Source organism: Mesorhizobium sp. M0514 (assembly GCF_040321145.1).
Taxonomy (GTDB): Bacteria; Pseudomonadota; Alphaproteobacteria; order Rhizobiales; family Rhizobiaceae; genus Mesorhizobium.
Map to the genome: position 1 here is coordinate 1 of NZ_JAMYQZ010000080.1, position 22852 is coordinate 22852.

General features: G+C 63.6%; 16 protein-coding genes. 6 read left to right on the top strand and 10 right to left on the bottom strand.

Annotated elements, in window-relative coordinates:
• The first annotated feature begins 258 nt into the window (after window positions 1–258).
• Both NKI61_RS25590 and NKI61_RS25595 read left to right on the top strand, forming a co-directional pair.
• Window positions 259–711, top strand: coding sequence for a DoxX family protein (locus NKI61_RS25590; protein ID WP_352841460.1), 453 nt, complete (start codon window positions 259–261; stop codon window positions 709–711).
• Window positions 712–815: 104 nt separating this feature from the next.
• Complete coding sequence (locus NKI61_RS25595) at window positions 816–1796, top strand: complex I NDUFA9 subunit family protein (protein ID WP_352841463.1); 981 nt, start codon at window positions 816–818, stop codon at window positions 1794–1796.
• 15 nt (window positions 1797–1811) lie between these two features.
• Here NKI61_RS25595 and NKI61_RS25600 read toward each other — a convergent pair whose 3' ends face one another.
• A complete protein-coding gene (locus tag NKI61_RS25600) occupies window positions 1812–3182 on the bottom strand; it encodes a cytochrome P450 (RefSeq protein ID WP_352841465.1) in 1371 nt (456 codons plus the stop codon).
• A gap of 217 nt (window positions 3183–3399) precedes the next feature.
• Here NKI61_RS25600 and NKI61_RS25605 point away from each other — a divergent pair, with 217 nt between their 5' ends.
• The 3 genes from NKI61_RS25605 to gyrB all read left to right on the top strand — a co-directional run bounded on the left by NKI61_RS25605 (window position 3400) and on the right by gyrB (window position 9293).
• Entirely contained in the window at window positions 3400–3969 is a 570-nt protein-coding gene (locus NKI61_RS25605; RefSeq protein ID WP_352652439.1) for an NADPH-dependent FMN reductase, read from the top strand.
• A gap of 76 nt (window positions 3970–4045) precedes the next feature.
• On the top strand, window positions 4046–6676 hold the full coding sequence (locus NKI61_RS25610) for a caspase family protein (RefSeq protein WP_352841467.1): 2631 nt from the start codon (window positions 4046–4048) through the stop codon (window positions 6674–6676).
• Window positions 6677–6821: 145 nt separating this feature from the next.
• Window positions 6822–9293 (top strand): DNA topoisomerase (ATP-hydrolyzing) subunit B, encoded by a 2472-nt coding sequence (gene gyrB / locus NKI61_RS25615; RefSeq protein WP_023732636.1) that lies wholly within the window; start codon window positions 6822–6824, stop codon window positions 9291–9293.
• Between the two features lie 36 nt (window positions 9294–9329).
• On the opposite strand, the gene NKI61_RS25620 is transcribed toward gyrB, so the two are convergent.
• On the bottom strand, window positions 9330–10778 hold the full coding sequence (locus NKI61_RS25620; protein WP_352841470.1) for a hypothetical protein: 1449 nt from the start codon (window positions 10776–10778) through the stop codon (window positions 9330–9332).
• 331 nt (window positions 10779–11109) lie between these two features.
• Between NKI61_RS25620 and NKI61_RS25625 the strand changes: the two genes are divergently transcribed.
• Entirely contained in the window at window positions 11110–12027 is a 918-nt protein-coding gene (locus tag NKI61_RS25625) for a membrane protein (RefSeq protein ID WP_023732634.1), read from the top strand.
• Window positions 12028–12117: 90 nt separating this feature from the next.
• On the opposite strand, the gene NKI61_RS25630 is transcribed toward NKI61_RS25625, so the two are convergent.
• From NKI61_RS25630 to NKI61_RS25665, 8 genes are all read right to left on the bottom strand, one after another.
• On the bottom strand, window positions 12118–13515 hold the full coding sequence (locus NKI61_RS25630; RefSeq protein WP_352841472.1) for an NAD(P)(+) transhydrogenase (Re/Si-specific) subunit beta: 1398 nt from the start codon (window positions 13513–13515) through the stop codon (window positions 12118–12120).
• A gap of 6 nt (window positions 13516–13521) precedes the next feature.
• A complete protein-coding gene (locus NKI61_RS25635) occupies window positions 13522–13947 on the bottom strand; it encodes a proton-translocating transhydrogenase family protein (RefSeq protein WP_032885960.1) in 426 nt (141 codons plus the stop codon).
• On the bottom strand, window positions 13947–15224 hold the full coding sequence (locus NKI61_RS25640) for a Re/Si-specific NAD(P)(+) transhydrogenase subunit alpha (RefSeq protein ID WP_352841474.1): 1278 nt from the start codon (window positions 15222–15224) through the stop codon (window positions 13947–13949). Before NKI61_RS25640 ends, NKI61_RS25635 begins: the two co-directional genes overlap by 1 nt.
• Before the next feature lie 101 nt (window positions 15225–15325).
• On the bottom strand, window positions 15326–15550 hold the full coding sequence (locus NKI61_RS25645; RefSeq protein WP_023671340.1) for an aa3-type cytochrome c oxidase subunit IV: 225 nt from the start codon (window positions 15548–15550) through the stop codon (window positions 15326–15328).
• A 164-nt stretch (window positions 15551–15714) separates the two neighbouring features.
• Window positions 15715–15864 carry a DUF3096 domain-containing protein gene (locus tag NKI61_RS25650; protein WP_023671341.1) on the bottom strand — a complete coding sequence of 50 codons (150 nt, stop codon included), beginning with the start codon at window positions 15862–15864 and terminating at the stop codon, window positions 15715–15717.
• 99 nt (window positions 15865–15963) lie between these two features.
• A complete protein-coding gene (locus tag NKI61_RS25655; RefSeq protein ID WP_023742599.1) occupies window positions 15964–16734 on the bottom strand; it encodes an N-acyl amino acid synthase FeeM domain-containing protein in 771 nt (256 codons plus the stop codon).
• A gap of 167 nt (window positions 16735–16901) precedes the next feature.
• Window positions 16902–19217, bottom strand: a complete 2316-nt coding sequence (locus NKI61_RS25660; protein ID WP_352841476.1) for a putative bifunctional diguanylate cyclase/phosphodiesterase — start codon at window positions 19215–19217, stop codon at window positions 16902–16904.
• Window positions 19218–19308: 91 nt separating this feature from the next.
• Window positions 19309–22779: an indolepyruvate ferredoxin oxidoreductase family protein gene (locus tag NKI61_RS25665; protein ID WP_352841478.1), complete on the bottom strand. Its 3471-nt coding sequence runs from the start codon at window positions 22777–22779 to the stop codon at window positions 19309–19311.
• Window positions 22780–22852: the final 73 nt, after the last annotated feature.

Genomic DNA, 22852 nt, shown 5'->3' on the forward strand with positions numbered 1-22852 from the left:
AAGCTCGCTCTGCGCCAAGCCGCATGACCAGCATCATGGCCGCCCCATTTTGCAGAACTTGACGCACACAACCCAGGTTATCCGCCGCGTTGCGCTCTGTCCCGACAGTTGCGTCACCCGGAAAACCCCGCTTCGGCGGGGTTTTCTGCGTTCGTGCTCTGTGTGCTAAAACATGATGGCGGAAGTTAACTTTTGTTAACTTGACTTGCCGGAACCATCGGGCGTTTGCAAGGGATCGTCACAACAACAGGAGCTACGATGTCCGCAACCACCGACGCTTCCCGGGGCAAACTTATCGTTCCGGTGTTTGGCCGCCTGTATTCGTCGCTGTATGATGGCGCCGAAACCCTTCTGCGCGTCGTCGCCGGCGGGTTTCTCACCATTCACGGCTCGCAGAAGATCACCAACCCTTTCGGCACCGCCGAGATGGTCGAAGGCCTCGGCTTCTATCCCGGCGCGTTCTGGTCGCTGCTTTTGTCCTGCACCGAATTCTTCGGCGGCATTCTGATCGCCATCGGCCTGTTGACTCGGCCCGCCGCCTTGGCCGGTATGATCGTGCTGCTGGTCACCGTCTGGTTCCACTGGATCACTGTCGGCCAGGGCTTTTCCGGCGCTGAAAAGTCGCTTCTATGGGCGGCCATCCTGCTGTTCTTCGTTATCCGCGGCGGCAACCGCCAGTCGGTCGACGCGCGCCTCGGCAAGGCGTTCTGAAGGGTCCATAAGAGGGTGGCAGCGACGACGCGTCACCCTTTGCCTTTGGCCCAAAACGGACTATGAAACGGCTTCAGCCAAGCTTTCGAGCGCCGGAGCCAGCCATGACCGAAATCCTGCAGATCCCCAAGCTCGTGGTCGTCTTCGGCGGCTCCGGCTTCGTCGGCCGCCACATCGTGCGGGCGCTGGCCAAGCGCGGCTACCGCATCAGGGTGGGGGTGCGCCGGCCCGATCTCGCGGGACATCTGCAGCCGCTCGGCAATGTCGGCCAGATCCAGCCGGTGCAGGCCAATGTGCGCGTGCGCTGGTCCGTCGATCGCGCCGTGCAGGGCGCCGACCATGTCATCAATCTGGTCGCCATCCCGCATGAAAGCGGCCGGCAGAAATTCAACACCGTGCACGAATTCGGCGCCCGCGCCGTCGCCGAAGCCGCGCGCTCGGTCGGCGCAGGACTGACCCATATTTCGGCGCTTGGCGCCGACCTCAACGCCGAGTCCGACTATGCCCGCACCAAGGCGCTCGGCGAAAAGGCCGTCCTGGAGACGATCCCGGACGCCGTCATCTTCCGACCGTCGATCAATTTCGGACCCGAGGACAGTTTCTTCAACCGCTTCGCCGACATGGCGCGCTATTCGCCGGTGCTGCCGCTGATCGGCGGCGGCCATACCAAGTTCCAGCCGGTCTATGTCGGCGATGTCGCCGAAGCGGTGGCGCGTTCGGTCGAGGGCAAGATCAAGGGCGGCCAGATCTATGAACTCGGCGGGCCGCAAGTGCTCACCTTCAAGCAGTGCATGGAAGAGCTGCTCACCGTCATCGAGCGCAAGCGGCTCCTGGTGCCGGTGCCGTGGTGGATGGCCAATCTGCAGGCCTCGATCCTCGGCCTGCTGCCCAACCCGTTGCTGACCAAGGACCAGGTGCTGCTGCTGCGCCAGCCCAACATTGTGTCGGAGGAGGCCAACAAGGCCAACCGGAACCTTGCCGGCCTCGACATCCAGCCGCAGTCTATCGGCACAATCCTGCCCAGCTATCTCTGGCGCTTCCGCGCCGCAGGCCAGTTCCAGCGCAAGCCCGCCGGCATCGCGTAACAAGGCGTTGCGCCGTTAAACGCGCCGCGTCACCTGCATCGGCAGGCCGCCTTGCGGCTGTGTCGTCAGTTTCTGCACCGGCCACGGCTTGGTCTCGGCCGTCACGTCGAAGCGGAAGCGCGACAACATGATGGCCAGCGCAATGATCGCCTCCTGCATGGCGAAGCTGGCGCCGATGCAGATGCGCGGACCGGCGCCGAACGGCAGATACTGGAAGCGGTCGATCTTCTCGCGGTTTCCCGGATGGAAGCGTTCGGGCATGAAGGCGTCGGGCATGTCCCACAGTTTTCTGTGGCGGTGTACGACCCAAGGCATCACCAGTACGGCCGCGCGCTTGGGGAGCACCAGATCGTTCCAGGTCTCCGTCTCGATCGGCTCGCGGTTGATCGACGGCGCCGGCGGATAAAGCCGCAGCGCCTCCTCGAAGGCGGCGCGGGTGAACGGCATTGCGTCGAGCCATTTCGTCGGGTCGGGTTCGCGCGCCAGCACGGCATCGATCTCGCGCTCGACCTTTTCGCGCTCCCACGGCGCTTCGGCGAGGCAGTAGATCGTCCAGCCCAGCGCCCGCGCGGTGGTCTCGTGGCCGGCGCCGATGAAGGTGATGATGTTGTCCTCGACTTCCGCCCGCGTCAGCCCGTCGGGGCCTTCGGCGCGCAGCAGAAGCGTCAGGAAATCCTGCGGCGCGGTGTCGGGGTCGCGCTTCAGCCGCTCCTCGCGCATCTTGACCGTATCGGTGACGATCTTGCGGAAATACGCCATGGTCTTGCGGCCGCGGATGCGGGTCAGCCGCGGCAGCCATTCGGGCGCGCGCAACAGGTCGAGCGGATCGACACGGCCCATGGTTTCGAACAGGCGGTCGATTTCCTGCGCGAAACTGCCGGGCTCGCCCGCAATCTCGCCCGAAAACAGCGTTTCGGCCAGGATATCGTAGGTGAGCAGCGTCATGTCATGGGCGACATCGGTCATGCCGCCTTCGTCATAGCGGGCGACGAACTGCATCGTGCGGCGCAGCATCGGCTCGGCGAAGCCGAAGATATGCCGCGGCGTGAACACCGGCGCCATCGCCTTGCGCGAGCGCTTCCACACCTCGCCTTCGGCGGTCAACAGCCCGTCGCGCAAGATCGGTCGCAGGATCATCTGGCGCACCGTCGCCATCTTGTAGTTCCTGGCGTTGTCGATCAGCACGTAGCGGATAAGGCCGGGATCGTTGGCGACGATCAGATGCCCGCCGACGCCATTCGCCGAAATCCAGGGCTCGTTGTAGGTGTGCTCGCCCCACAGTTCGAGCGGATTGCGGTAGACGATCCGCATCATCTCCAGCGTCGAAGGCGGCGTCGTGCGCGGCTTGGGCGCCGGCGGCACGAAGGGGACGGGCTGCGTGTCCATGAGGTGCTCCGCTGATAGCTCAGATGTAGTGGCTGGCAATCCGGGCGTCCATGTGACCGAACGGCAAACTGAAACGCTGCAGCGCCCGGTGTGCCCGACAGACGGTGTGTTCATCGGATCGTGACCGCCGGTGAAACGGTTGCGGCTTGTCCGGTTGGACACTCTGCCATAGGTGACAGTTGCCAACAGCTACTGCCAATCGCCCAGGAGAGTCCGCTTGAAGCACAAGCTGAACATCATAATCGGCAGCACGCGGCCGGGCCGCGCCGGGCCGGTCTTCGCCCACTGGCTGGAGGATTTTGCCCGCGAGCACGGCAAATTCGAACCGGTGCTGACCGACATTGCCACGTTCCATCTGCCGGTTCTGGACGAGCCGCATCACCCCAGGCTCGGCAATTACCAGAACGACCACACCAAAGCCTGGTCGAAGGTCATTGATGCCGCCGACGCCTTCGTGTTCGTTGCGCCGGAGTACAATTATTTCGTGGCGCCTGCGATCGTCAACGCCATCGACTACCTTGCGCGCGAATGGAAATACAAACCTGCCGCCATCTTCAGCTATGGCGGGGTTTCCGGAGGCCTGCGCGCCGCGCAGGCGCTGAAGCCGCTGCTGACCGCGGTGGGCGTCATGCCCATCTCGGAAGGCGTCGCGCTGCCGATGTATCAGAAACTGCTGGAGAGCGACGGCTCCTTCCAGGCTAGTGAGCAGGTAGAGGGTGGGACCAAGACCATGCTGGACGAGCTCTCGCGCTGGAGCGGGGCGCTGAAGCCGATGCGGGCTGCGTAACGCAGCCGGCCCCGGCTTGCTCATGCCATAAAGAGGTGGAATGGTCGGCAGGTGACTGAGCCGGGGGCGGTTCGATTTGCGCCTGTTGTTTGCCTTGCTGTTGATGCTTGCGACCACCGCCACAGCGGTGGCGGAGCGGCGCGTGGCGTTGGTCATTGCCGAGGACGACTACCGGCTGGTGCGGCCGCTGGCCAATCCTGTCAATGACGGCGAGGTGATGGAAGTGGCGCTGAAGAAGCTCGGCTTCGAGGTCGTGGTCGAGACCAATCGTGATCTCAGGCGCATGCGCCGGGCTCTCGACGATTTTCGCGAGGACGCCATGGGCGCCGACGTGGCGCTGGTGTATTTCTCCGGCCATGGCGTCGAAATCTCCGGCGACAACCGTCTTCTGCCGGTCGATGCCGATGCCTCCTCGCTCGACCAGCTGGAGAAGACCAGCCTGCCGCTGGAGGAAGTGCGCGATGCGGTTGCCGCCACGGCGAAGGTCGGGCTGATCGTGCTCGACGCCTGCCGCAGCGATCCGTTCACAGGCGGCAACGGCGACGGGCGTGGCGCCACATCGCTGATCAAGGACCTTGTGGACAAGATCAAGCCGGGCCTCGGACGCGTCGGCAAGGCGGAAAACATCCTGTTCGCCTTTTCGGCGGCGCCCGGCGAGGCGGCTGCCGACGGTACCGGTGCGAATTCGCCCTTTACAGCGGCGCTGATCAAATACCTCGGCACCGACGGGCTCGAAATCCGCTCGGTGCTGACGCTGGTGCAGCAGGAGGTCTACGACCTTTCGCGCGGAAAACAGCTGCCCTACGTCGAAAGCGGGCTGCCGAAGCTGTTCTTCGCCTCGGCGGCCAAGGAACAACTGCCGGAGCGCGAGCGGCTGTTGCTTGCCATGGCCGATGTGACGCCGGAAATGCGCGGCGCGGTCGAACGGGTCGCCAGCGATGCCGACATGCCGCTGGCGCCGCTCTATGGCGCGCTGATCAGTTCCGACACCAGCCATCTCTCCGGCGAAAGCCTGGACGCCAAGCTGCGCGAGGCGGCCGACGCCTTCGTCAAGGTGCGCGGCGAGATGAAGACGCTGGCCGCCGACGACCCGCAGGTGACCGAACTGCGCCGCCAGGCCGAGGAACAGTTGGCGCTCGGCGCTTTCGATGGCGCACGCGTGATCCTCGCCAAGGCCGCCGACGTCGACAATGTCTCGCGCCAGGCGTTGAAGGCCAATTTCGTCAGCCGCACCCTGTCCGAAGCCGCGACGCGATTTCTCTCGGGCGGCGCGGCGCGTGCCACCCTGGACTATGCAACCGCCATCAAGGACTATGAAACGGTGCTGGCGCTCTATGGCGAAGCCGGGCAGACCTCGCTCAGCCTGGAACAGGCCGACCGCCAAAGCCGCACGCTGGAAGAGCTCGGCATCCTCTACACAACGGTCGGCAACACCGACGCCGCCGGCCGCGCCTTTGCGGCGCTGGTCGCCAATCTTGAGCAGCGAGCGCGCCAGGAAACCGATCCGAGCGTCAAGCGCGACCTGGCCATCGGCCATATCAAGTTCGCCAACATCAAGATGGCGCAAGGCGATCTGCCGGCCTCCCTGCAAAACTATGAGGCGGCCAGGGACATGTTGCAGGGCCTGACCACAGACGTGCCGGACAAGAAGGACTGGCTCGGCGATCTCGCCATGGCCAATGACAAGATCGGCAATGTGCTGGCCACGCAAGGCGACCTGGGTGCGGCAGCCCAGGCCTACCAGCAAAGCCTGTCCATCAAGCAGCAATTGGCCGATGCCGAGCCGAACAGCGTCTATCTGCTGCGCGACCTGACCATTACCTACGACGAAATCGGCGGTCTTGCCCGTACCGCCGGCCAGCTGGATGGCGCCCAGACTGCATTCGAAGAGAGCCTGAGAATTCGGCTGGCGCTGGCGCAGAACAACCCCGACGACCCCAGGCATCAGCGCGCCGTCTCCGTCAGCTACACAAGGATCGGCGACGTCCTGCGCGAGCGTGGCGACGCTGCGGGCGCGCTCGACGCCTACAACAAGAGCCAAATAATCGCCGAAGCGCTGGTGCGCCGCGACTCAAACGACACCGATTTGAAGCGCGACCTGTCGGTCGGTCACGCCAAGATCGGCAATGCTTACGGCGACCAGAAGGACTGGCCACTCGCGTTGGAGGCCTACCAGCAGGCGCTGGCCACGGCGCGAGACCTTGCCGCCAGCGACCCAGGCAACACCGATTGGCAGCGCGACCTGTCAGTCTGTCTGGAAAAAATTGCCGGCGTGTTTGATGCCCAGGGCGATATCGCCGGTGCTTTGCAGAACTACCAGGACAGTCTCGTCATTGCCGACCGGTTGGCAAAGCTCGACCCGGGCAATTCCGATTGGCAGCGCGACCTGTCGATCACGTTCGAGGAAATAGGCCTGCTGGAGACCAAGCAGCGCCACTATGAGGGCTCGAAGAAGGCCTTCGAAGCCAGCCTGGCCATCCGCCAGCGGTTGGCCCTGTCCGATCCGGACAATGCGATCTGGCAATTCGATCTGGTACAGGCCTACATCAACTATGCCTATGTGGCGAAGAATCCGAAGGCTGTGTTGTCGCAGGCGCTAGACCTGACGCTGGAGCTTGACCGCACAGGCAAACTGGCGCCGAGGGACAAACCCACGATCAAATATCTGCGCGGTCTTCTGGCCAAATTGAAAGCCGCGAAAAAATAGCCGGCTGCCAGCTCGGGATTCAGCCCTGAAATGCCCGCAAACCTTGGAAAAACCGCCTTTTGCGCCTATATCTAGGACATCAAAGCGGCGTGATTCGAAGCCATTTTTTCGCGCTGAGCATGCGGCATCAATCAGACAGGTTTTCATGAGCGATCAAAGCGACAACGCCAACGGCGCTGAGGCCGAATACGGCGCCGATTCCATCAAGGTTTTGAAGGGGTTGGACGCTGTCCGCAAGCGGCCGGGCATGTATATCGGCGACACCGACGACGGCTCGGGCCTGCATCACATGGTCTATGAGGTGGTCGACAACGCCATCGACGAGGCGCTGGCCGGCCATGCCGATCTGGTCACGGTGACGCTCAATCCCGACGGTTCGGTCACCGTTATCGACAATGGCCGCGGGATTCCGACCGATATTCACACTGGCGAAGGCATTTCGGCGGCCGAAGTGATCATGACGCAGCTGCATGCCGGCGGCAAATTCGACCAGAATTCCTACAAGGTGTCTGGCGGCCTGCACGGCGTCGGCGTCTCGGTGGTCAACGCGTTGTCGGCCTGGCTGAAGCTGAAAATCCGCCGCAACGGCCAGATTTTCGAGATGAGCTTCACGCATGGCAATGCCGATGCGCCGCTCAAGGCGACCGGCAGCTATGAGCAGAACAAGCAGCCCGGCACCTATGAGGGCCGCAGCGGTTCCGAGATCACCTTCTTTCCGTCGTCCGAAACCTTCACCATGGTCGAGTTCGACTTCGGCACGCTGGAGCACCGGCTGCGCGAGCTCGCCTTCCTGAATTCCGGCGTGCGCATCATTTTGACCGATGCCCGCCATGCCGATCTCGTGCGCCACGAGTTGCACTATGATGGCGGCCTGGAAGAGTTCGTCAAATATCTCGACCGGGTCAAGAAACCGCTGATCGACAAGCCGATCGCCATCAAGGCCGAGCGCGACGGCATCACCGTCGAAGTGGCGATGTGGTGGAACGACAGCTACCACGAGAACGTGCTGGCCTTCACCAACAACATCCCGCAGCGCGATGGCGGCACCCATCTGGCCGGCTTCCGTGGCGCGCTGACGCGCCAGATCACCGGCTATGGCGAATCGTCGGGCCTGACCAAGAAGGAAAAGGTGGCGCTGATCGGCGACGACTGCCGCGAAGGCCTGACGGCGGTGCTGTCGGTCAAGGTTCCCGATCCGAAATTCTCCTCGCAGACCAAGGACAAGCTGGTCTCGTCAGAGGTGCGGCCCGTGGTCGAAGGCCTGGTCAACGAGGCGCTTGGCACCTGGCTGGAAGAACACCCGACCGAGGGCAAGGTGGTCATCGACAAGGTGATCCAGGCGGCTGCGGCGCGCGAAGCCGCGCGCAAGGCCCGCGACATCACCCGCAAAAGCTCGCTCGGCGTCACCTCGCTGCCTGGCAAGCTCGCCGACTGCCAGGAGCGCGACCCGGCGAAATCCGAAATCTTCATCGTTGAGGGTGATTCCGCCGGCGGCTCGGCCAAGGGCGGCCGTTCGCGCCAGAACCAGGCGATCCTGCCGTTGCGCGGCAAGATCCTCAATGTCGAGCGCGCCCGCTTCGACCGCATGCTCGGCTCCGAGATGATTGGCACGCTGATCACCGCGCTCGGCACCTCGATCGGCAAGGACGAGTTCAACGCCGACAAATTGCGCTACCACAAGATCATCCTGATGACCGACGCCGACGTCGACGGCGCCCATATCAGGACCTTGCTGCTCACCTTCTTCTTCCGCCAGATGCCGGAGCTGATCGAGCGCGGCCATCTCTACATCGCCCAGCCGCCGCTCTACAAAGTGACGCGCGGAAAAAGCTCGCAATACATCAAGGACGAGAGCGCCTTCGAGGAGTTCCTGATCGGCTCCGGGCTGGAGGAGGCGTCGCTGACGCTTGCCTCCGGCGAGGCGCGGGCCGGACAGGATCTGCGCGGCTCGATCGATGATGCACTGGCCGTGCGCCAGCTCATCAACGGGCTGCACACGCGCTACAACAGGGGCGTGGTCGAACAGGCGGCGATCGCCGGCGCGCTCAACGCCGATGTGCTAAACGACCTCGGCCGCGCCAATGCCATGGCCGAACGCGTCGCCCAGCGCCTCGACATCATTGCCGAGGACACCGAGCGCGGCTGGACCGGCCGGCTGTCGACCTCCAATGAAGGCGTCGGCGGCTATGTGTTCGAACGCACGGTGCGCAGCGTCAAGGAATTCGCGCAGCTCGATGCCGGGCTGATAAATTCGGCCGACGCACGCCAGCTCGACCGCTATGCCCCGCGCCTCATGGAAGTCTATGGCGAGCCGCCGGTGCTGCGCCGCAAGGATGTCTCCGAAGTCATTTCGGGGCCGCTGGCGCTGCTCAACGCGGTGTTTGCGACCGGCCGCAAGGGCCTGACCATGCAGCGCTACAAGGGCCTCGGCGAGATGAATGCCGAGCAGCTCTGGGAAACCACGCTCGACCCGAATGTGCGTTCGCTGCTGCAGGTCAAGGTCAATGACGCCACCGATGCGGATTCGCTGTTTTCGCGGCTGATGGGCGACGAGGTCGAACCGCGGCGCGAATTCATCCAGGACAACGCGCTGTCAGTTGCCAATCTGGACATTTGAGGGCTGGGGGCCTTGCCGCCGGAGCTCCACTCCGGGTCAGGCCTTTGGCTCCAGCTTCCGACCAAGGTCCACCGCGTCGCGCAGCACTTGCAGATGCGAGCGCGGCGCGGTGCCCGCCGGCAGGGCGATTTCGACGCCGTTTGCCGTCGATGACCAATAAAGCGTGTGGGTGAAGATACGGCCAAGTGAGCTGCGAAGCTCGACCTGGATGTTCTCCACACCGGGGCCGAAATTTTCCGTCATCGGACCGGAAATCGGATCGCCTGTCGCCCAGCCATTGCCGCGGTCGTAGACGTTCGTCCAGCGCGTTGCCGCAAACACCGCGCCATGATGCACCGCGCGCTGCGCCTTGCCTGCTTGGCTGTGTCCTTCCTGGTAAAGCACGGTGCCGCCGGCGCGCCCGTCATCGGCAATCGGCGGGCAGGCCGAGAACAGGCGCTCGGCAAGGCCACGCCTGAATTCCGCGAGATTGTAGGTCACCAGGAATTCGCTGTGGGAGAGCGGACTGCCAAGCGTGACGAAATCGCTGATCTTCCAGGGCAGCGGGTGGTCGGCGTCCTTGGTCCGAAGCTGCTGGTAGAGCGCCCATTGGCCGCGCCGGAACCCGGCGAGGTCTTCAAGATTGTTTGGCCACGCTGACCCATCAGAGCCGAGCGTTGCCTTGTCGATGGCCTCGACCGCCGCCAGTTTGGCCTTGTCGCGGACCGCTTCCAGCCTTCGCGGCCGGAACTCGGCCCACAGGATCTGCAGCAAATCATAGGCGATGATCGACCCAAGGCTGTGCGAGACCAGCACGATGCGGTCGTAAGCATCGTCCTTCATCAGCGTCTTGAGCAACGTCAGGCCTCTGTCGCGGATCAGCGCACGCTTCTCGATCGTCGCCGCCTCGGCGCGCACATAAGCGGCGACGTCACCGAAATAGGGCAGGGCGAACTGATCCACCGCCCAGATGACAAAAGAAGCGAGGGTGGTGATCATCAGGCCGGTCGTCAAGGTAACGGCCTGTTGCCAGACCGATGTTGCCAGCACGAGTGCTGCGCCCAGAATGACGATAACGATCAGAAGTGTGGCGACGTAAAGCTTGCGGGCGTCGGGCGGAATGTCGGCGGGCTTGCGCCACAACAGGTTCGTCACCCAGGCGGCCAGCCGGCCGCGCGTCGTGCCTTGCGTGATGTCGGCCCAATAAAGCTCGTAGAAATCGGTACGGCGGCCATCGACGTCGTAGGGCGTGGTGATGCGGCGCAGCTCGTGTGACTTGGTCCGGCTGTCGGGCGTGATCCAGCTCTGGTTGATCGTGGCGCCGGAAACGGCCGGATCGGGAATCTGGGCGTAGGGTGGAGCACGGGTGGGATCGCTGCTCCAGACCGCCTGGACGAATCCCCTCAGCGTACCCATCGGCCGCTGCTCGCCCATGCCGTGCACGATCACCACCGCCTGGCTGGGCTGCGCCTTTTTGTAAGCCAGCGATGCGACAGTCTTGGGCATCAGCGTCTCCGTTGACGACATCCGACGGCGGGATCGCTCATGCTACCCCCGGCTCACCGAGCCAACAATACACGGCAGCCCATGTGAAACTCCGTGAACCAATCCACAGTTTCGCAGTCGTTCCTCGGGCCGCGCGGAAAATAGTTCCGTTCCCGGCAAGCAAATCATTTCATTGCCCTTCGGAACGGAAATCGCCCAGGAACATTGTGACGACATCGATCAATTTCTCGCAGGGAGGCTCTCTATGGGACGCGGTATTTTGCTCTGGTTGCTCGGTATTCCGATCCCGATCATCATTCTCATCATGCTGTTCGTACGGTAGGAGGCGTCGATGCAGTCCACCGTATCGGCTGTCGACGTATCCGCCTCAACAGAATCCTCCGCCCCGGCCGTCAGCTGGGGTCCGATCATCGCCGGCGCCTTCGCGGCCTCGACCCTGACCTTCATCCTCATGCTGCTCGGTTCGGGGCTGGGGCTGACCATGGTCTCGCCGTGGTCCGGCGCCAGTGCCTCGCTGACCACCTTCGCGGTGTCCGGCGCGATCTGGCTCATCATTGTGCAATGGCTGTCCTCCGGGGTCGGTGGCTATCTTGCCGGACGCCTGCGCACCAAATGGGTCGGCATCCACACCGACGAGGTCTATTTCCGTGACACCGCGCACGGCCTCCTCGCCTGGGCGCTGGCGACATTGCTGGTCGTCGGCATTCTCGGGTCGGCGCTGTCGGCAGTGCTTGGTTCAGGCGTGCAGGCGGCTTCTACTGTTGCCTCGGGCGCCGCCATGGGTGCTTCGGCCGGCGCGTCCGCCAATGCCGGCAGCGCACCGACCGACAATGCGACATCCTATCTCGTGGATACGCTGTTCCGTCCGGCTGATGCCGCCAGGCTCGCGGCGGCCAATCCGGACAGCGATGCGGCTGCGGCCGGGCAGGCTTCGCGCATCCTCATCGCCAGTGCGGCGGCAGGCGAAATTTCGGCTGACGACAAGACCTATCTGTCGCAGCTCGTCGCAGCCCGCACCGGGCTTTCCGAGGCTGACGCCAAGGCGCGTGTCGACGCCCTGGTGGCCAGGGTCGAGGACGCCAAGGTCAAGGCCAAGCAGGCCGCCGACGCCGCCCGGAAAGGCAGCGCCACCTTCGCACTGCTTGGCGCCCTGTCGCTGGTTATCGGCGCCTTCATCGCCAGCGCTGCGGCAGCACTGGGCGGCAGGCAGCGCGACGACGAGGAAGCGGTTTTCCTGACCAGCCGCTGAACCGGTCTTCAACATAGAAAGCCCGGTCGAACCGGGCTTTTTGTTTCCGATGATGGACCGACAACCTTCCAGTGGAAGGTTGCGGCGGGGTCAGTGATCCATGGCCTTGACGATTTCCTCGGTCATCTTCTTGGCGTCGCCGAGCAGCATCATGGTGCCGTCCTTGTAGAACAGCGTGTTGTCGATGCCGGCGTAGCCCGAGCCGAGCGAGCGCTTGACGAACAGGCAGGTGCGGGCCTTGTCGACGTCGAGGATCGGCATACCGTAGATCGGCGACGACTTGTCGTCGCGGGCGGACGGATTGGTGACGTCATTGGCGCCGATGACATAGGCGACATCGGCCTGCGCGAACTCGGAGTTGATGTCTTCCAGTTCGAACACTTCGTCATAGGGAACATTGGCTTCGGCGAGCAGCACGTTCATGTGGCCGGGCATGCGGCCGGCCACGGGGTGGATGGCGTATTTGACGTCGACGCCATTGGCCTTGAGCTTATCGGCCATTTCGCGCAGCGCGTGCTGGGCCTGGGCGACCGCCATGCCGTAGCCCGGCACGATGATGACCTTCTGTGCGTTCATCATCAGATAGGCGGCGTCGTCGGCCGAGCCCTGCTTGACCGTGCGTTCGATGCCGTCGTCGGCAACCGCCGCGGTCTCGCCGCCGAAGCCGCCGAGGATGACCGAGATGAACGACCGGTTCATGCCCTTGCACATGATGTAGGACAGGATGGCGCCGGACGAGCCGACCAGCGCGCCGGTGATGATCAACGCCAGATTGCCAAGCGTGAAGCCGAGTGCCGCGGCGGCCCAGCCGGAATAAGAATTCAGCATCGAGACGACGACCGGCATGTCGGCGCCGCCGATCGGGATGATCAAGAGGACGCCGAGCGCCAGCGACGCCGCGACGATCAGCCAGAACACCAGCTTGGCCTCGGTGGTGACCAGAAGCACGATCAGCACGATCAGCGCGATGCCGAGGACCGCGTTGATGATGTGACGGCCGCCGATCATGATCGGCTTGCCCGACATGCGGCCATCGAGCTTGAGGAAGGCGATGACGGAGCCGGTGAAAGTGATGGCGCCGATGGCAACGCCAAGGCTCATCTCGATCAGCGCCTGGGCGTGGATGTCGCCATTCGTGCCGATGCCGAAACTGTCCGGCGCGTAGATGGCGGCTGCCGCTACCATGACGGCGGCAAGGCCGACCAGCGAGTGGAAGGCGGCGACCAGCTGCGGCATCGACGTCATGGCGATGCGGCGCGCTGTAACGGCGCCGACGCCGCCGCCGATGGCCAGACCAAGCACGATCAGGCCGAAGCGCCCGGCGGACGGGGTTGCCAGCGCCAGCGTGGTGGCGATGGCAATGCCCATGCCGATCATGCCGTAGAGATTGCCTTGGCGGCTGGTGGTCGGATGCGACAGGCCGCGCAGCGCCATGATGAACAGGACGCCGGAGACCAGGTAGAGGAAGGACGCGAAGTTGGCGTTCATGGCTCTCTACCGGTCCTTCTTCTTGTACATGGCCAGCATGCGCTGGGTGACCAGGAAGCCGCCAAAGATGTTGACCGAGACCAGCATCAGCGCGACGAAGCCGAAGCCGGTGGCAATGCCGGAGGCCGAGATGCCGACGGCCAGCAGCGCGCCGACGACGATGACCGAGGATATGGCGTTGGTGACCGCCATCAGCGGCGTGTGCAGCGCCGGCGTCACCGACCAGACGACGTAGTATCCGACGAATATCGCAAGTACGAAGATGGCGAAGCGGAAGACGAAGGGATCGATGGCGCCGCCGGACAGTGCGTGCGCGGCATCGCCCGCCGCATCGGCGCCACCAGGCGCGTTGGCCAGGTTCTGCACAGCCAGCCGGACGGCGGCACTTGCCTGGTCGAGCTGATCGAGGGCTTTCTGCAAGGTCTGATCCATCACGCGATCCCCTTCGGCTTGGCGGCGGACTTGCCGGCAGTGGCTTTGTCGGACGCCTTTTTCGGTGCAGCCTTCTTCGGCGTGGCATCAGCCACCATGGTCTCGGCCGGAATGGCCGCCGGTTCGACATGGGGCTGTTCCGCCGCCTTGGCGAAGGCTGGATGCACCACGCGGCCAGCGTCGGTCAGCATCGTCGCCTTGACAAGATCGTCTTCGGGGTTGATGGCGAGCGTCTTGCTGGTCTTGTCGACCAGCGTCTCGAGGAAGGCGAACAGGTTCCTGGCGTAGAGCAGCGAGGCCGATGCGGCGACGCGGCCGGGCACGTTGAGGTGGCCGACGATCTTAACGTTGGTGGCCGTCGTCACCACCTGACCCGCAACCGCGCCTTCGACATTGCCGCCGCGCTCGACGGCGAGGTCGACGATCACCGAACCCGGCTTCATCGAGGCGACCATCGCCGCCGACACCAGCTTCGGCGCCGGCCGGCCGGGGATCAGCGCCGTGGTGATGACGATGTCCTGCTTGGCGATGTGCTCAGCGGTGAGCGCTGCCTGCTTGGCCTGGTACTCTTTCGACATTTCCTTGGCGTAGCCGCCGGCGGTCTCGGCCGCCTTGAACTCCTCGTCCTCGACGGCGAGGAACTTTGCGCCAAGCGACGCCACCTGTTCCTTGGCGGCGGGACGAACGTCGGTGGCGGTGACGACAGCGCCGAGACGGCGCGCCGTGGCGATCGCCTGCAGGCCGGCAACGCCGACGCCCATGATGAAGATCTTCGCCGCCGGCACGGTGCCGGCCGCAGTCATCATCATCGGCAGCGCGCGGTCATACTCCGATGCGCCGTCAATCACGGCCTGGTAGCCGGCGAGATTGGCCTGCGACGACAGCACATCCATCGACTGCGCCCGGGTGATGCGCGGCATGAACTCCATCGAGAAGGCGGTGACCCCAGCCTCGGCAAGCGCCGCGACCGCGGCATCATTGCCGTAGGGATCCATGATGGCGATGACCGCCGCACCCGATTTGTAGCCCTTCAGCTCGGCGTCGGTCGGCCGGCGCACCTTCAGCACCACATCCGCCCGGCTCGCATCCGAAGCCTTGCCGATCGCGGCGCCCGCCTTGGCGAACTCCTCATCGGGAATGCGCGACCTGGTGCCGGCGCCTGTCTCGACGGTGACGTCGAAGCCCAGCGCCGCCAGCCGCTTCACGGTATCGGGCGAGGCCGCGACACGAGGCTCGCTGGCATCGAGCTCGCGAGGGATGAAAACCGTCTGTCCCACCGCATGATCCTTTCGGCTGGAACCTGTTTGCGCAAGAGTGCGGCTTTGCGAAAGAGTGCGGCCGGATGTCCGGCTACGCCCTTGGCAAGGGTCTGAAGAGACTATCGGAGAATGAAGGCGCCGAGGGCGAGGATCAGCACGAACAGGATGGTCGCGGAGAAGAAGCCGCCTGCGAAGAAGCCGAAAGCCATGGCCAGGAGCAGGGCGCCGCAGAACAGCGAGCCGTATTTGGCCAGCGCCAGAAAGCCATGATAGGTGCGGTCATGTTCGGCATAGTCCATCTTCGCGCCCAGTTCGACAGGACCGGTCGGCGTGTGATCAGCCATAGGAATACCCCTTCGAAGACATCTTTGAGGCACATAGCGAAAAGCCGGGCCAAGAGCAATGGCGCTATTGCCGCACGACCAGTGACAACAGCCTCAAAGGAATGTTGAAAGCCGGCGGTAGGGCTTGTCGGCGGCCTAACGTCGAACGTTGAGGGTTTTGCGTTTCAACCGGCTAGATGCGGAAACAGCCCGAGCAGCCCAATGACGATCAGATAGAGCGCGACGATGTAGTTGAGCAGCCGCGGCATCACCAGGATCAGCACGCCGGCAATCAGCGAGATCAGCGGGGTCAGTGCTAGCTCGGGAATATGCATGTCGGTTCCTTTCTATGGCCGCGTCGGCGTCGTCCAGAACGCGGAAGCGGCGGGAAAGCTCCAGAGCTCGCGTGCCGAATTACGCAGGCTTCAGTGGTGTCAGGCGGCTTCGCGGAAAAACTTGGCGGTGGGCAGGATGGTTAGCGGTGCGAGTTCGCCGCTCTTGGGGCGTTGGAAGAGCATGCGCTGCTCGAACGGCGTGGAGTTGAAGAACGGGAAGCGATCCAGCGTCGCCTGCATGTTTTCGGAGCACTTCGACTGGAACAGATGCACGGGAACGGTGAGACCGGGATAGATGCGCGGGGGCACCGCCTGCTCGGAACGGAAGATGCGATGATAGAAGCCGGCATGCTCTTCCTTGACCGCCGTCAGGCAATATGTCGGTTTGAAGTGGCTGCAAGCTACGACCGCAAGCCTGAGCGTCACGTAGGGCAGCACGCGCAGGCTGGTCGACCACTCGATATCGGCAGCGAAACGGCTTGGATCGACGAACGTCTCGCCAACTGCCAGCCGCCGCGCAAGCGTGTCGCCGAACACGGCGGTGCTGGGGGAAACAGGGTATTTCGCGCAGGCGTAGTGGATTCTGATGGTGCTGACCAGAACACCATCGAAGAACACGCCAAATCGGTAGGAATTGCGCAGATCGTCGAAGTCGTCCTTTACCATACGCGAGGCATCGGGCTTCACCATGCCAGCATGAAGGTAGGATTTGTAGCGAAGTCGATAGATGGCTTCCAAATCCTCGGCACCGTCGCAAAGGCGATACTCGACGTGCTCCAGGACGTCCATGATATGACGAGAAAACACCGAAGGAGACTGAGCGGTGGCCCTAGAAGCCACCAGAGGCATACCTGCTAGCTGAGTTTCCATTGTTACCCTCGTGCCGTCGCAACTAAACCATACCGGACGACCGAATGAACAAGAAGATGAAACTCTAATCGTCTGTGTTTACCGAATATTAACGTTAACAATAGGTTAACGTTTTGGCAATACACAGCTTTTTTGACGGCTTTCAAGCGCGATTTAAAGGTTGGGCTTCATGTGGTCGCGAGTTTGGCGACGGGCCGCAATTCCGCGGCGAAGGGCCAGGTCACATTGGACATCGTTTCGATGCCGGACGCGCTGAGAGCTGCGCCGAAGAGGAAGCCCTGGACGAGGTCGGGTTTCACCGAATGCACCAGGATCTTCAGCTGTTCGAACGTTTCCACACCTTCGATGGTGACGGTCAGCCCGAGCACGCGGGTCAGGTCGACGATGCCCTTCAACAAATCGAGCGAACGCTTGTTCTGGGTCACGTCCATCAGGAACGAACGGTCGATCTTGATCTTGTCTAGCGGCAGCTTGTGGAGGTAGCTCAGGCTTGAATAGCCGGTGCCGAAATCGTCGAGCGCGATGCGCACGCCAAGCTGCTTCAGTTCCTCGATATACTGGCGCGTCAGCGATTTGTCGTCGAGCAGCGCGGTTTCGGTGACTTCGATCTCGAGGCGGCCAGCGGCGAGCCCCGAAGTGGCAAGCGCGTCGCGAACCTTCTGGACGACGTCGCGGCTGCGGAAATCCTTGGCCGAAAGGTTGACCGACACGCTGGTCTGTGCGGGCCATTTGGCGCATTCAGCGCAGGCCGCCGCGAGCACGAAGGTGCTGATCTCGGAAATGATGCCCATTTCTTCGGCCAGCGGAATGAAGACGCTGGGCGAAACCGGCCCGAGGTCGGGATGATCCCAGCGGCACAGCGCCTCGCAGCTGGCGATGCGCATGGTGTTCATCGCCACGATGGGCTGATAGACCACCCGCAAGGCCTTGCCCTCCACAGCCGTGCGCAGGTCGGCCTTCATCATCTGGCGGTTGCGGAACGCCGCATCCATCGCCGCCTCGAAGAGTCGCCAGTTGTTCTTGCCGAGTTCCTTGGCCTTGTAGAGCGCCAGATCGGCCTTGACGATCATGGCGTCGACATCGGTGTCCTCGACCCTGGACAGCACGGCGCCCGCGCTTGCCTGGATGCGCAGGCTGTGACCAGCGACATCGACTTCGCCCTGCAGATCGGCAAAGATCTGGTCGAGCAGGCCGGTCAGATGGCTTTCATCCTCGACGCGGTCGAAGAAGATCATGAACTCGTCGCCGCCGAAGCGGCTGACATTGACGCCTTGCCCGGCGACGGCCGCCAGTCGCTCGGCAACGGCATAGATCAGCCCATCGCCGACTGGATGGCCAAGTGTGTCGTTGACGCTCTTGAAATCGTCGAGATCGAGCACCGCCAGGGCGCACAGCCGGTCGCGGCTGCCCGACGCCATGGCCTCGCCGACGAGCTCATGGAAATAGGCGCGGTTCGGCAGGCCGGTGAGGCTGTCATAGCGCGCCATGAAGCGGATCTTTTCTTCGGACTCGACGCGGGCGGTGACGTCCTCGAACGTGATGACGCCGAGGTCCTGATTGCCCTCGCGGGCCGAGAACTCGTAGTGCTGGCCATTGGAGAAGGAGACCAGCACCTTGCGGTCACGGCCTTCGCGCAACGCGCGCGTCAGCTGCGCTTCGACATAGCGGCAGTCTTTCGGCGCCAGCATGCCGCCCGCAACGCCGCGCAGGAGCAGCGAATGGATCGACCGCCCGAGCAGCTGGTCGGGCGAGCGCAGCGACATCAGATGCGCTGCTTCGGCATTGCCGACCACGACCTTGCCGTCGGGTCCGAGCATGACCAGGCCATGCGACATGGTGTTGAGTGCGCGGTTGAAGCGCTGCGCGATTTGCCTCGCCTGCTTATGCCCGACCACGGCCGAGAACAGCACGTTGCGCACATGGTCGGCACTGCCCTTGATGATGAACATGAACGGGATGATGAGCAGCCCAAGCACGACACTGGGGATGTCAAACCTGAGGATAAGGGCTGCTGCGATCGGCCCGACGAAGGTTACCGCGAAGATCGTGACCATGCGGGGCGAGCCGTAGTTTCGGCCTACGACCGTGACCAGAGAGCCAAGCGTTATGGCGAGCGCTGCGATCTCGGCATACGCATCCGAGTAGACATAGATCGAAATGAAGCAGAACAGGCCCAGCATCAGCCCCTGGATGCTGCCGTTCAGGAGATATTCGCGCTCCCATCGTGTCGCATCCAAGGCATCGTGGATGGAACCACCCAGGCGATGGAACCGCCGCAAGCTGAAATACCGCCAAACGCCGATGCCAAGCAGTGCTCCGGCAAGAACCAGGAAGACAGGCTGGCCGTTGCGCCAATAGACCATAAGGCTGGCGGTTGCGTGGCAAAGCGCGCCAATGACCAGCATATGCGCGTTGTCGAACAACGAGCGCACAAACTGGATATAAACATCCACAGGGATGTTATCGGTCTTTGTTCTGCCCATTACTGGCGCCCAACTGAACCACAGCCTTGGCATAGTCCCATTAAAAAACCTTTAGCTCGCGCTGAAGGGCCTGTTTTTCCGGCCCTTTTGGCTACTCAGCGGCTTGTAATGCGCTTGGCTGCACCGGCAACTTGAATCGTTCAAGAAGGCGATTTCGTTCATCCGCCGCCTTTTCGGCGCTGGCCTGCCTCACATGGCCGTAGCCGCGAATGAGCGCCGGCACCGAGGCAAGGGCCATGGCGGCCTCGATCCTGCCTGGCGCAAGTGCCTTGGCGACAAGCTCCAGATCGGCCTCATAGCGGGCCAGAAGCTGCCGCTCGATGCGCCGCTCAGTGCTGTAGCCGAACACGTCGAAGGCCGTGCCGCGCAGGCCTTTCAGCGCCGCCAGCAGGCGAAATCCCTTCATCATCCACGGGCCGAAGCTCGATTTCCTCGGCTTGCCGTCATTGCCGCGCCTGCCCATGATCGGTGGCGCCAGATGAAATTCGAGTTTGTCGTAGCTCTGGAACTGTTTTGAGAGCTCCATAGCGAAGGAGCCGTCGGTGTATAGCCGCGCCACCTCATATTCGTCCTTGATCGCCATCAGCTTGAACAGGTTTCTGGCGGCGGCCTCGGTCACCGCGGTCGAGCCAGGCACGGCCTTGGCCTCGGCAGCACGCAAAACCGCCAGCTTCTCGGCATAGCGCCTGCCATAGGCGGCATTCTGATAGGCAGAGAGGAAAGCGACGCGGCGGGCGATGATATCGTCCAGCGTCTTGGCGATCTCAGTGGCCTTGCCCGGCTGGGCGACCAGGCCGCGCACAAACTCCGGCTGATGCGCGGCGCGCCGGCCCCAGCGGAACGCCGCGATGTTCATCGCCACCGCCTCGCCGTTCAATTCGATCGCCTTTTCAAGAGCTTGCGCCGACAGCGGCAGGCCGCCATGCTGGAAGGCGAAGCCGAGCATGAACATGTTGGCGCCGAGCGAATTGCCGAACAATTGGGTGGCGGTGCGCGTGGCGTCGAAGAAATGCGTCTTGTGGTCGCCGGCGGCAGCGCGGATCGCCTTCTTCAGCCGCTCGATCGGCAGCGAGAAATCGGCCGAACGGGCGAACTCGCCGGGCATGATCTCGGCGGTGTTGGCGAGGAAGATGGTATGGCCTTCGCGTACCGCGCCAAGCACCTTCTTGGCGCCCGAGACGACGAGGTCGCAGCCGAGTACCAGGTCGGCCTTGCCGGCCGAAACGCGGATCGCGTGGATGTCGTCCGGCGTGCGGGCGATACGGACATGGGTGAACACCGAACCGCCCTTCTGGGCGAGGCCGGCCATGTCGATCATGCCGCAGCCCTTGTCCTCGAGATGGGCGGCCATACCGAGCACAGCACCTATGGTGACGACGCCGGTGCCGCCGACGCCGTCGATGATCGCCGCCCAACCCTCGCTACCGAGCGGGAATTCGGCCGGGACCGGCACGCCGTCAAGCGGGTCGGAGCGGCCGGCAATGCCTTCGGCCTTCCGGATTTTGGCGCCGTGCACGGTGACGAAGGACGGGCAGAAGCCGTTGACGCAGGAGAAATCCTTGTTGCAGCTCGACTGGTCTATTCTGCGCTTGCGGCCGAACTCGGTTTCGACCGGCTGGATCGAGACGCAGTTCGATTGCACGCCGCAATCGCCGCAGCCCTCGCAGACCAGTTCGTTGATGAAGACCCGCTTGTCGGGATCCGGGAAGGTGCCACGCTTGCGGCGGCGGCGCTTTTCGGCGGCGCAGGTCTGGTCGTAGAGCAGCACCGAGACGCCCTTGACGTCGCGCAGCTCGCGCTGGACGAGGTCAAGGTCGTCGCGGTGGTGGATGGTGGCGCCGGAGGGGAATTCGGCCTTCCCCGCATATTTCTCCGGCTCGTCGGTGACGATGGCGATGCGCTCGACGCCTTCGGCGCGCACCTGCCTGGCGATCATGTCGACAGTCAGGCCGCCTTCATGCGGCTGGCCGCCGGTCATGGCGACGGCGTCGTTGTAGAGGATTTTGTAGGTGATGTTGGCATCGGTCGACAGCGCGAAGCGGATCGCCAGCGTGCCGGAGTGATTGTAGGTCCCGTCGCCGAGATTCTGGAAAATGTGGCCGCGCTTGGAGAATGGCGCCTGCCCGACCCATTGTGCGCCCTCGCCGCCCATGGCGGTGAAGCCGACCGTGTTGCGGTCCATCCACAGCGCCATGAAATGGCAGCCGATACCGGCGGCGGCGATCGAGCCGTCCGGCACCTTGGTCGAGGAATTGTGCGGGCAGCCGGAGCAGAAGAACGGCGTGCGCGAACCGATATCGCTGGTGTCGGCAAGCATCGCCTGGAACTGGCGCAGCTTTGCCACCTTGGCAGTGATCTCTTCCGAAGGGCCGATTGTGCGCAGGATGCGCTCGCCCAGCGCAATGGCGATCTCGTTGGGGTCGAGCGCCCCCTTGGCCGGAAACAGCCAGTCGCCGCGCTCGTCCTTCTTGCCGACGATCATCGGCTGGGTGGCGGTGCCGTAGAGGTTTTCGCGCAGCTGCACCTCGATCAGCGAGCGCTTCTCCTCGACGACGACGATGGTGTCGAGGCCGCGGGCGAATTCGGCGATATGCTGCAGGTCGAGCGGCCAGGGGCAGCCGACCTTGAACAGGCGGATGCCGATGCGATTGGCGGCGGCCTCGTCGATGCCGATGTCTTCCAGCGCCTGGCGGACATCGAGATAGCTCTTGCCCAGCGTGATGATACCGAGCTTCGGCGCGCGGCCGCCCGAATAGACGATACGGTTCAGGCCGTTGGCATGGATGAAGGCGGACGCAGCGGCGCGCTTGTATTCATGCAGGCGCTCCTCCTGGCCGAGCATGTTGATCTCATCGCGGATGTTGAGGCCGCCGGGCGGCATATCGAATTCCGGCACGACGATGTTCAGGCGCTCGAGCGCGGCATCGACCGAGGCCGTCGATTCGATGTTGTCCTTGACGCATTTTATCGCCGCCCAGGTGCCGGCCAAGCGCGACATGGCAAAGCCGTAGAGGCCGTAGTCGATGATCTCCTGGACGCCGGCCGGGTTGAGGATCGGCACCATGGTGTCGACGAACAGGAATTCGGTGGCGTGCGCATTGGTCGATGATTCGGCCATATGGTCGTCACCCATCAGCGCAAGCACGCCGCCATACTTCGACGATCCCGCGAGGTTGGCGTGGCGGAAAACGTCGCCGGAGCGGTCGACGCCCGGACCCTTGCCGTACCAGACCGAAAATACCCCGTCATGCTTGCCTTCGCCCAGCAATTCCGTCTGCTGAGAGCCCCAGCAGGCGGTGGCGGCAAGCTCCTCGTTGAGGCCGGGCTGGAAGACGATGTCGGCCTGCGCCAGCTGCTTTTTCGCCCGCCACAGCTGCATGTCGAGGCCGCCGAGCGGCGAGCCGCGATAACCGGACACGAAGCCGGCCGTGTTGAGGCCGGCCCGGCGGTCGCGCTCGCGCTGCATCAAAAGCATGCGGATGACCGCCTGTGCGCCGGACAGGAAGATGCGCTCCTTACCGAGATCGAACTTGTCGTCGAGCGCGACGTCGTGCAGCGTCATCAGGCATTTCCTCGGCGGAGGCAGCACCGGGGGCGCGCGGCCAACGTAGGAGTGAGATGGCGCAGTCTTTCTC

Excerpts from the sequence above, each read along its gene's own strand:
- gyrB (WP_023732636.1), top strand. The coding sequence starts at position 6,822 with ATGAGCGATCAAAGCGACAACGCCAACGGCGCTGAGGCCGAATACGGC.
- NKI61_RS25655 (WP_023742599.1), bottom strand. The coding sequence starts at position 16,734 with ATGGAAACTCAGCTAGCAGGTATGCCTCTGGTGGCTTCTAGGGCCACC.
- NKI61_RS25665 (WP_352841478.1), bottom strand. The coding sequence starts at position 22,779 with ATGACGCTGCACGACGTCGCGCTCGACGACAAGTTCGATCTCGGTAAG.
- NKI61_RS25590 (WP_352841460.1), top strand. The coding sequence starts at position 259 with ATGTCCGCAACCACCGACGCTTCCCGGGGCAAACTTATCGTTCCGGTG.
- NKI61_RS25630 (WP_352841472.1), bottom strand. The coding sequence starts at position 13,515 with ATGAACGCCAACTTCGCGTCCTTCCTCTACCTGGTCTCCGGCGTCCTG.
- NKI61_RS25625 (WP_023732634.1), top strand. The coding sequence starts at position 11,110 with ATGCAGTCCACCGTATCGGCTGTCGACGTATCCGCCTCAACAGAATCC.
- NKI61_RS25620 (WP_352841470.1), bottom strand. The coding sequence starts at position 10,778 with ATGCCCAAGACTGTCGCATCGCTGGCTTACAAAAAGGCGCAGCCCAGC.
- NKI61_RS25645 (WP_023671340.1), bottom strand. The coding sequence starts at position 15,550 with ATGGCTGATCACACGCCGACCGGTCCTGTCGAACTGGGCGCGAAGATG.
- NKI61_RS25600 (WP_352841465.1), bottom strand. The coding sequence starts at position 3,182 with ATGGACACGCAGCCCGTCCCCTTCGTGCCGCCGGCGCCCAAGCCGCGC.
- NKI61_RS25660 (WP_352841476.1), bottom strand. The coding sequence starts at position 19,217 with ATGGGCAGAACAAAGACCGATAACATCCCTGTGGATGTTTATATCCAG.
- NKI61_RS25635 (WP_032885960.1), bottom strand. The coding sequence starts at position 13,947 with ATGGATCAGACCTTGCAGAAAGCCCTCGATCAGCTCGACCAGGCAAGT.
- NKI61_RS25650 (WP_023671341.1), bottom strand. The coding sequence starts at position 15,864 with ATGCATATTCCCGAGCTAGCACTGACCCCGCTGATCTCGCTGATTGCC.
- NKI61_RS25595 (WP_352841463.1), top strand. The coding sequence starts at position 816 with ATGACCGAAATCCTGCAGATCCCCAAGCTCGTGGTCGTCTTCGGCGGC.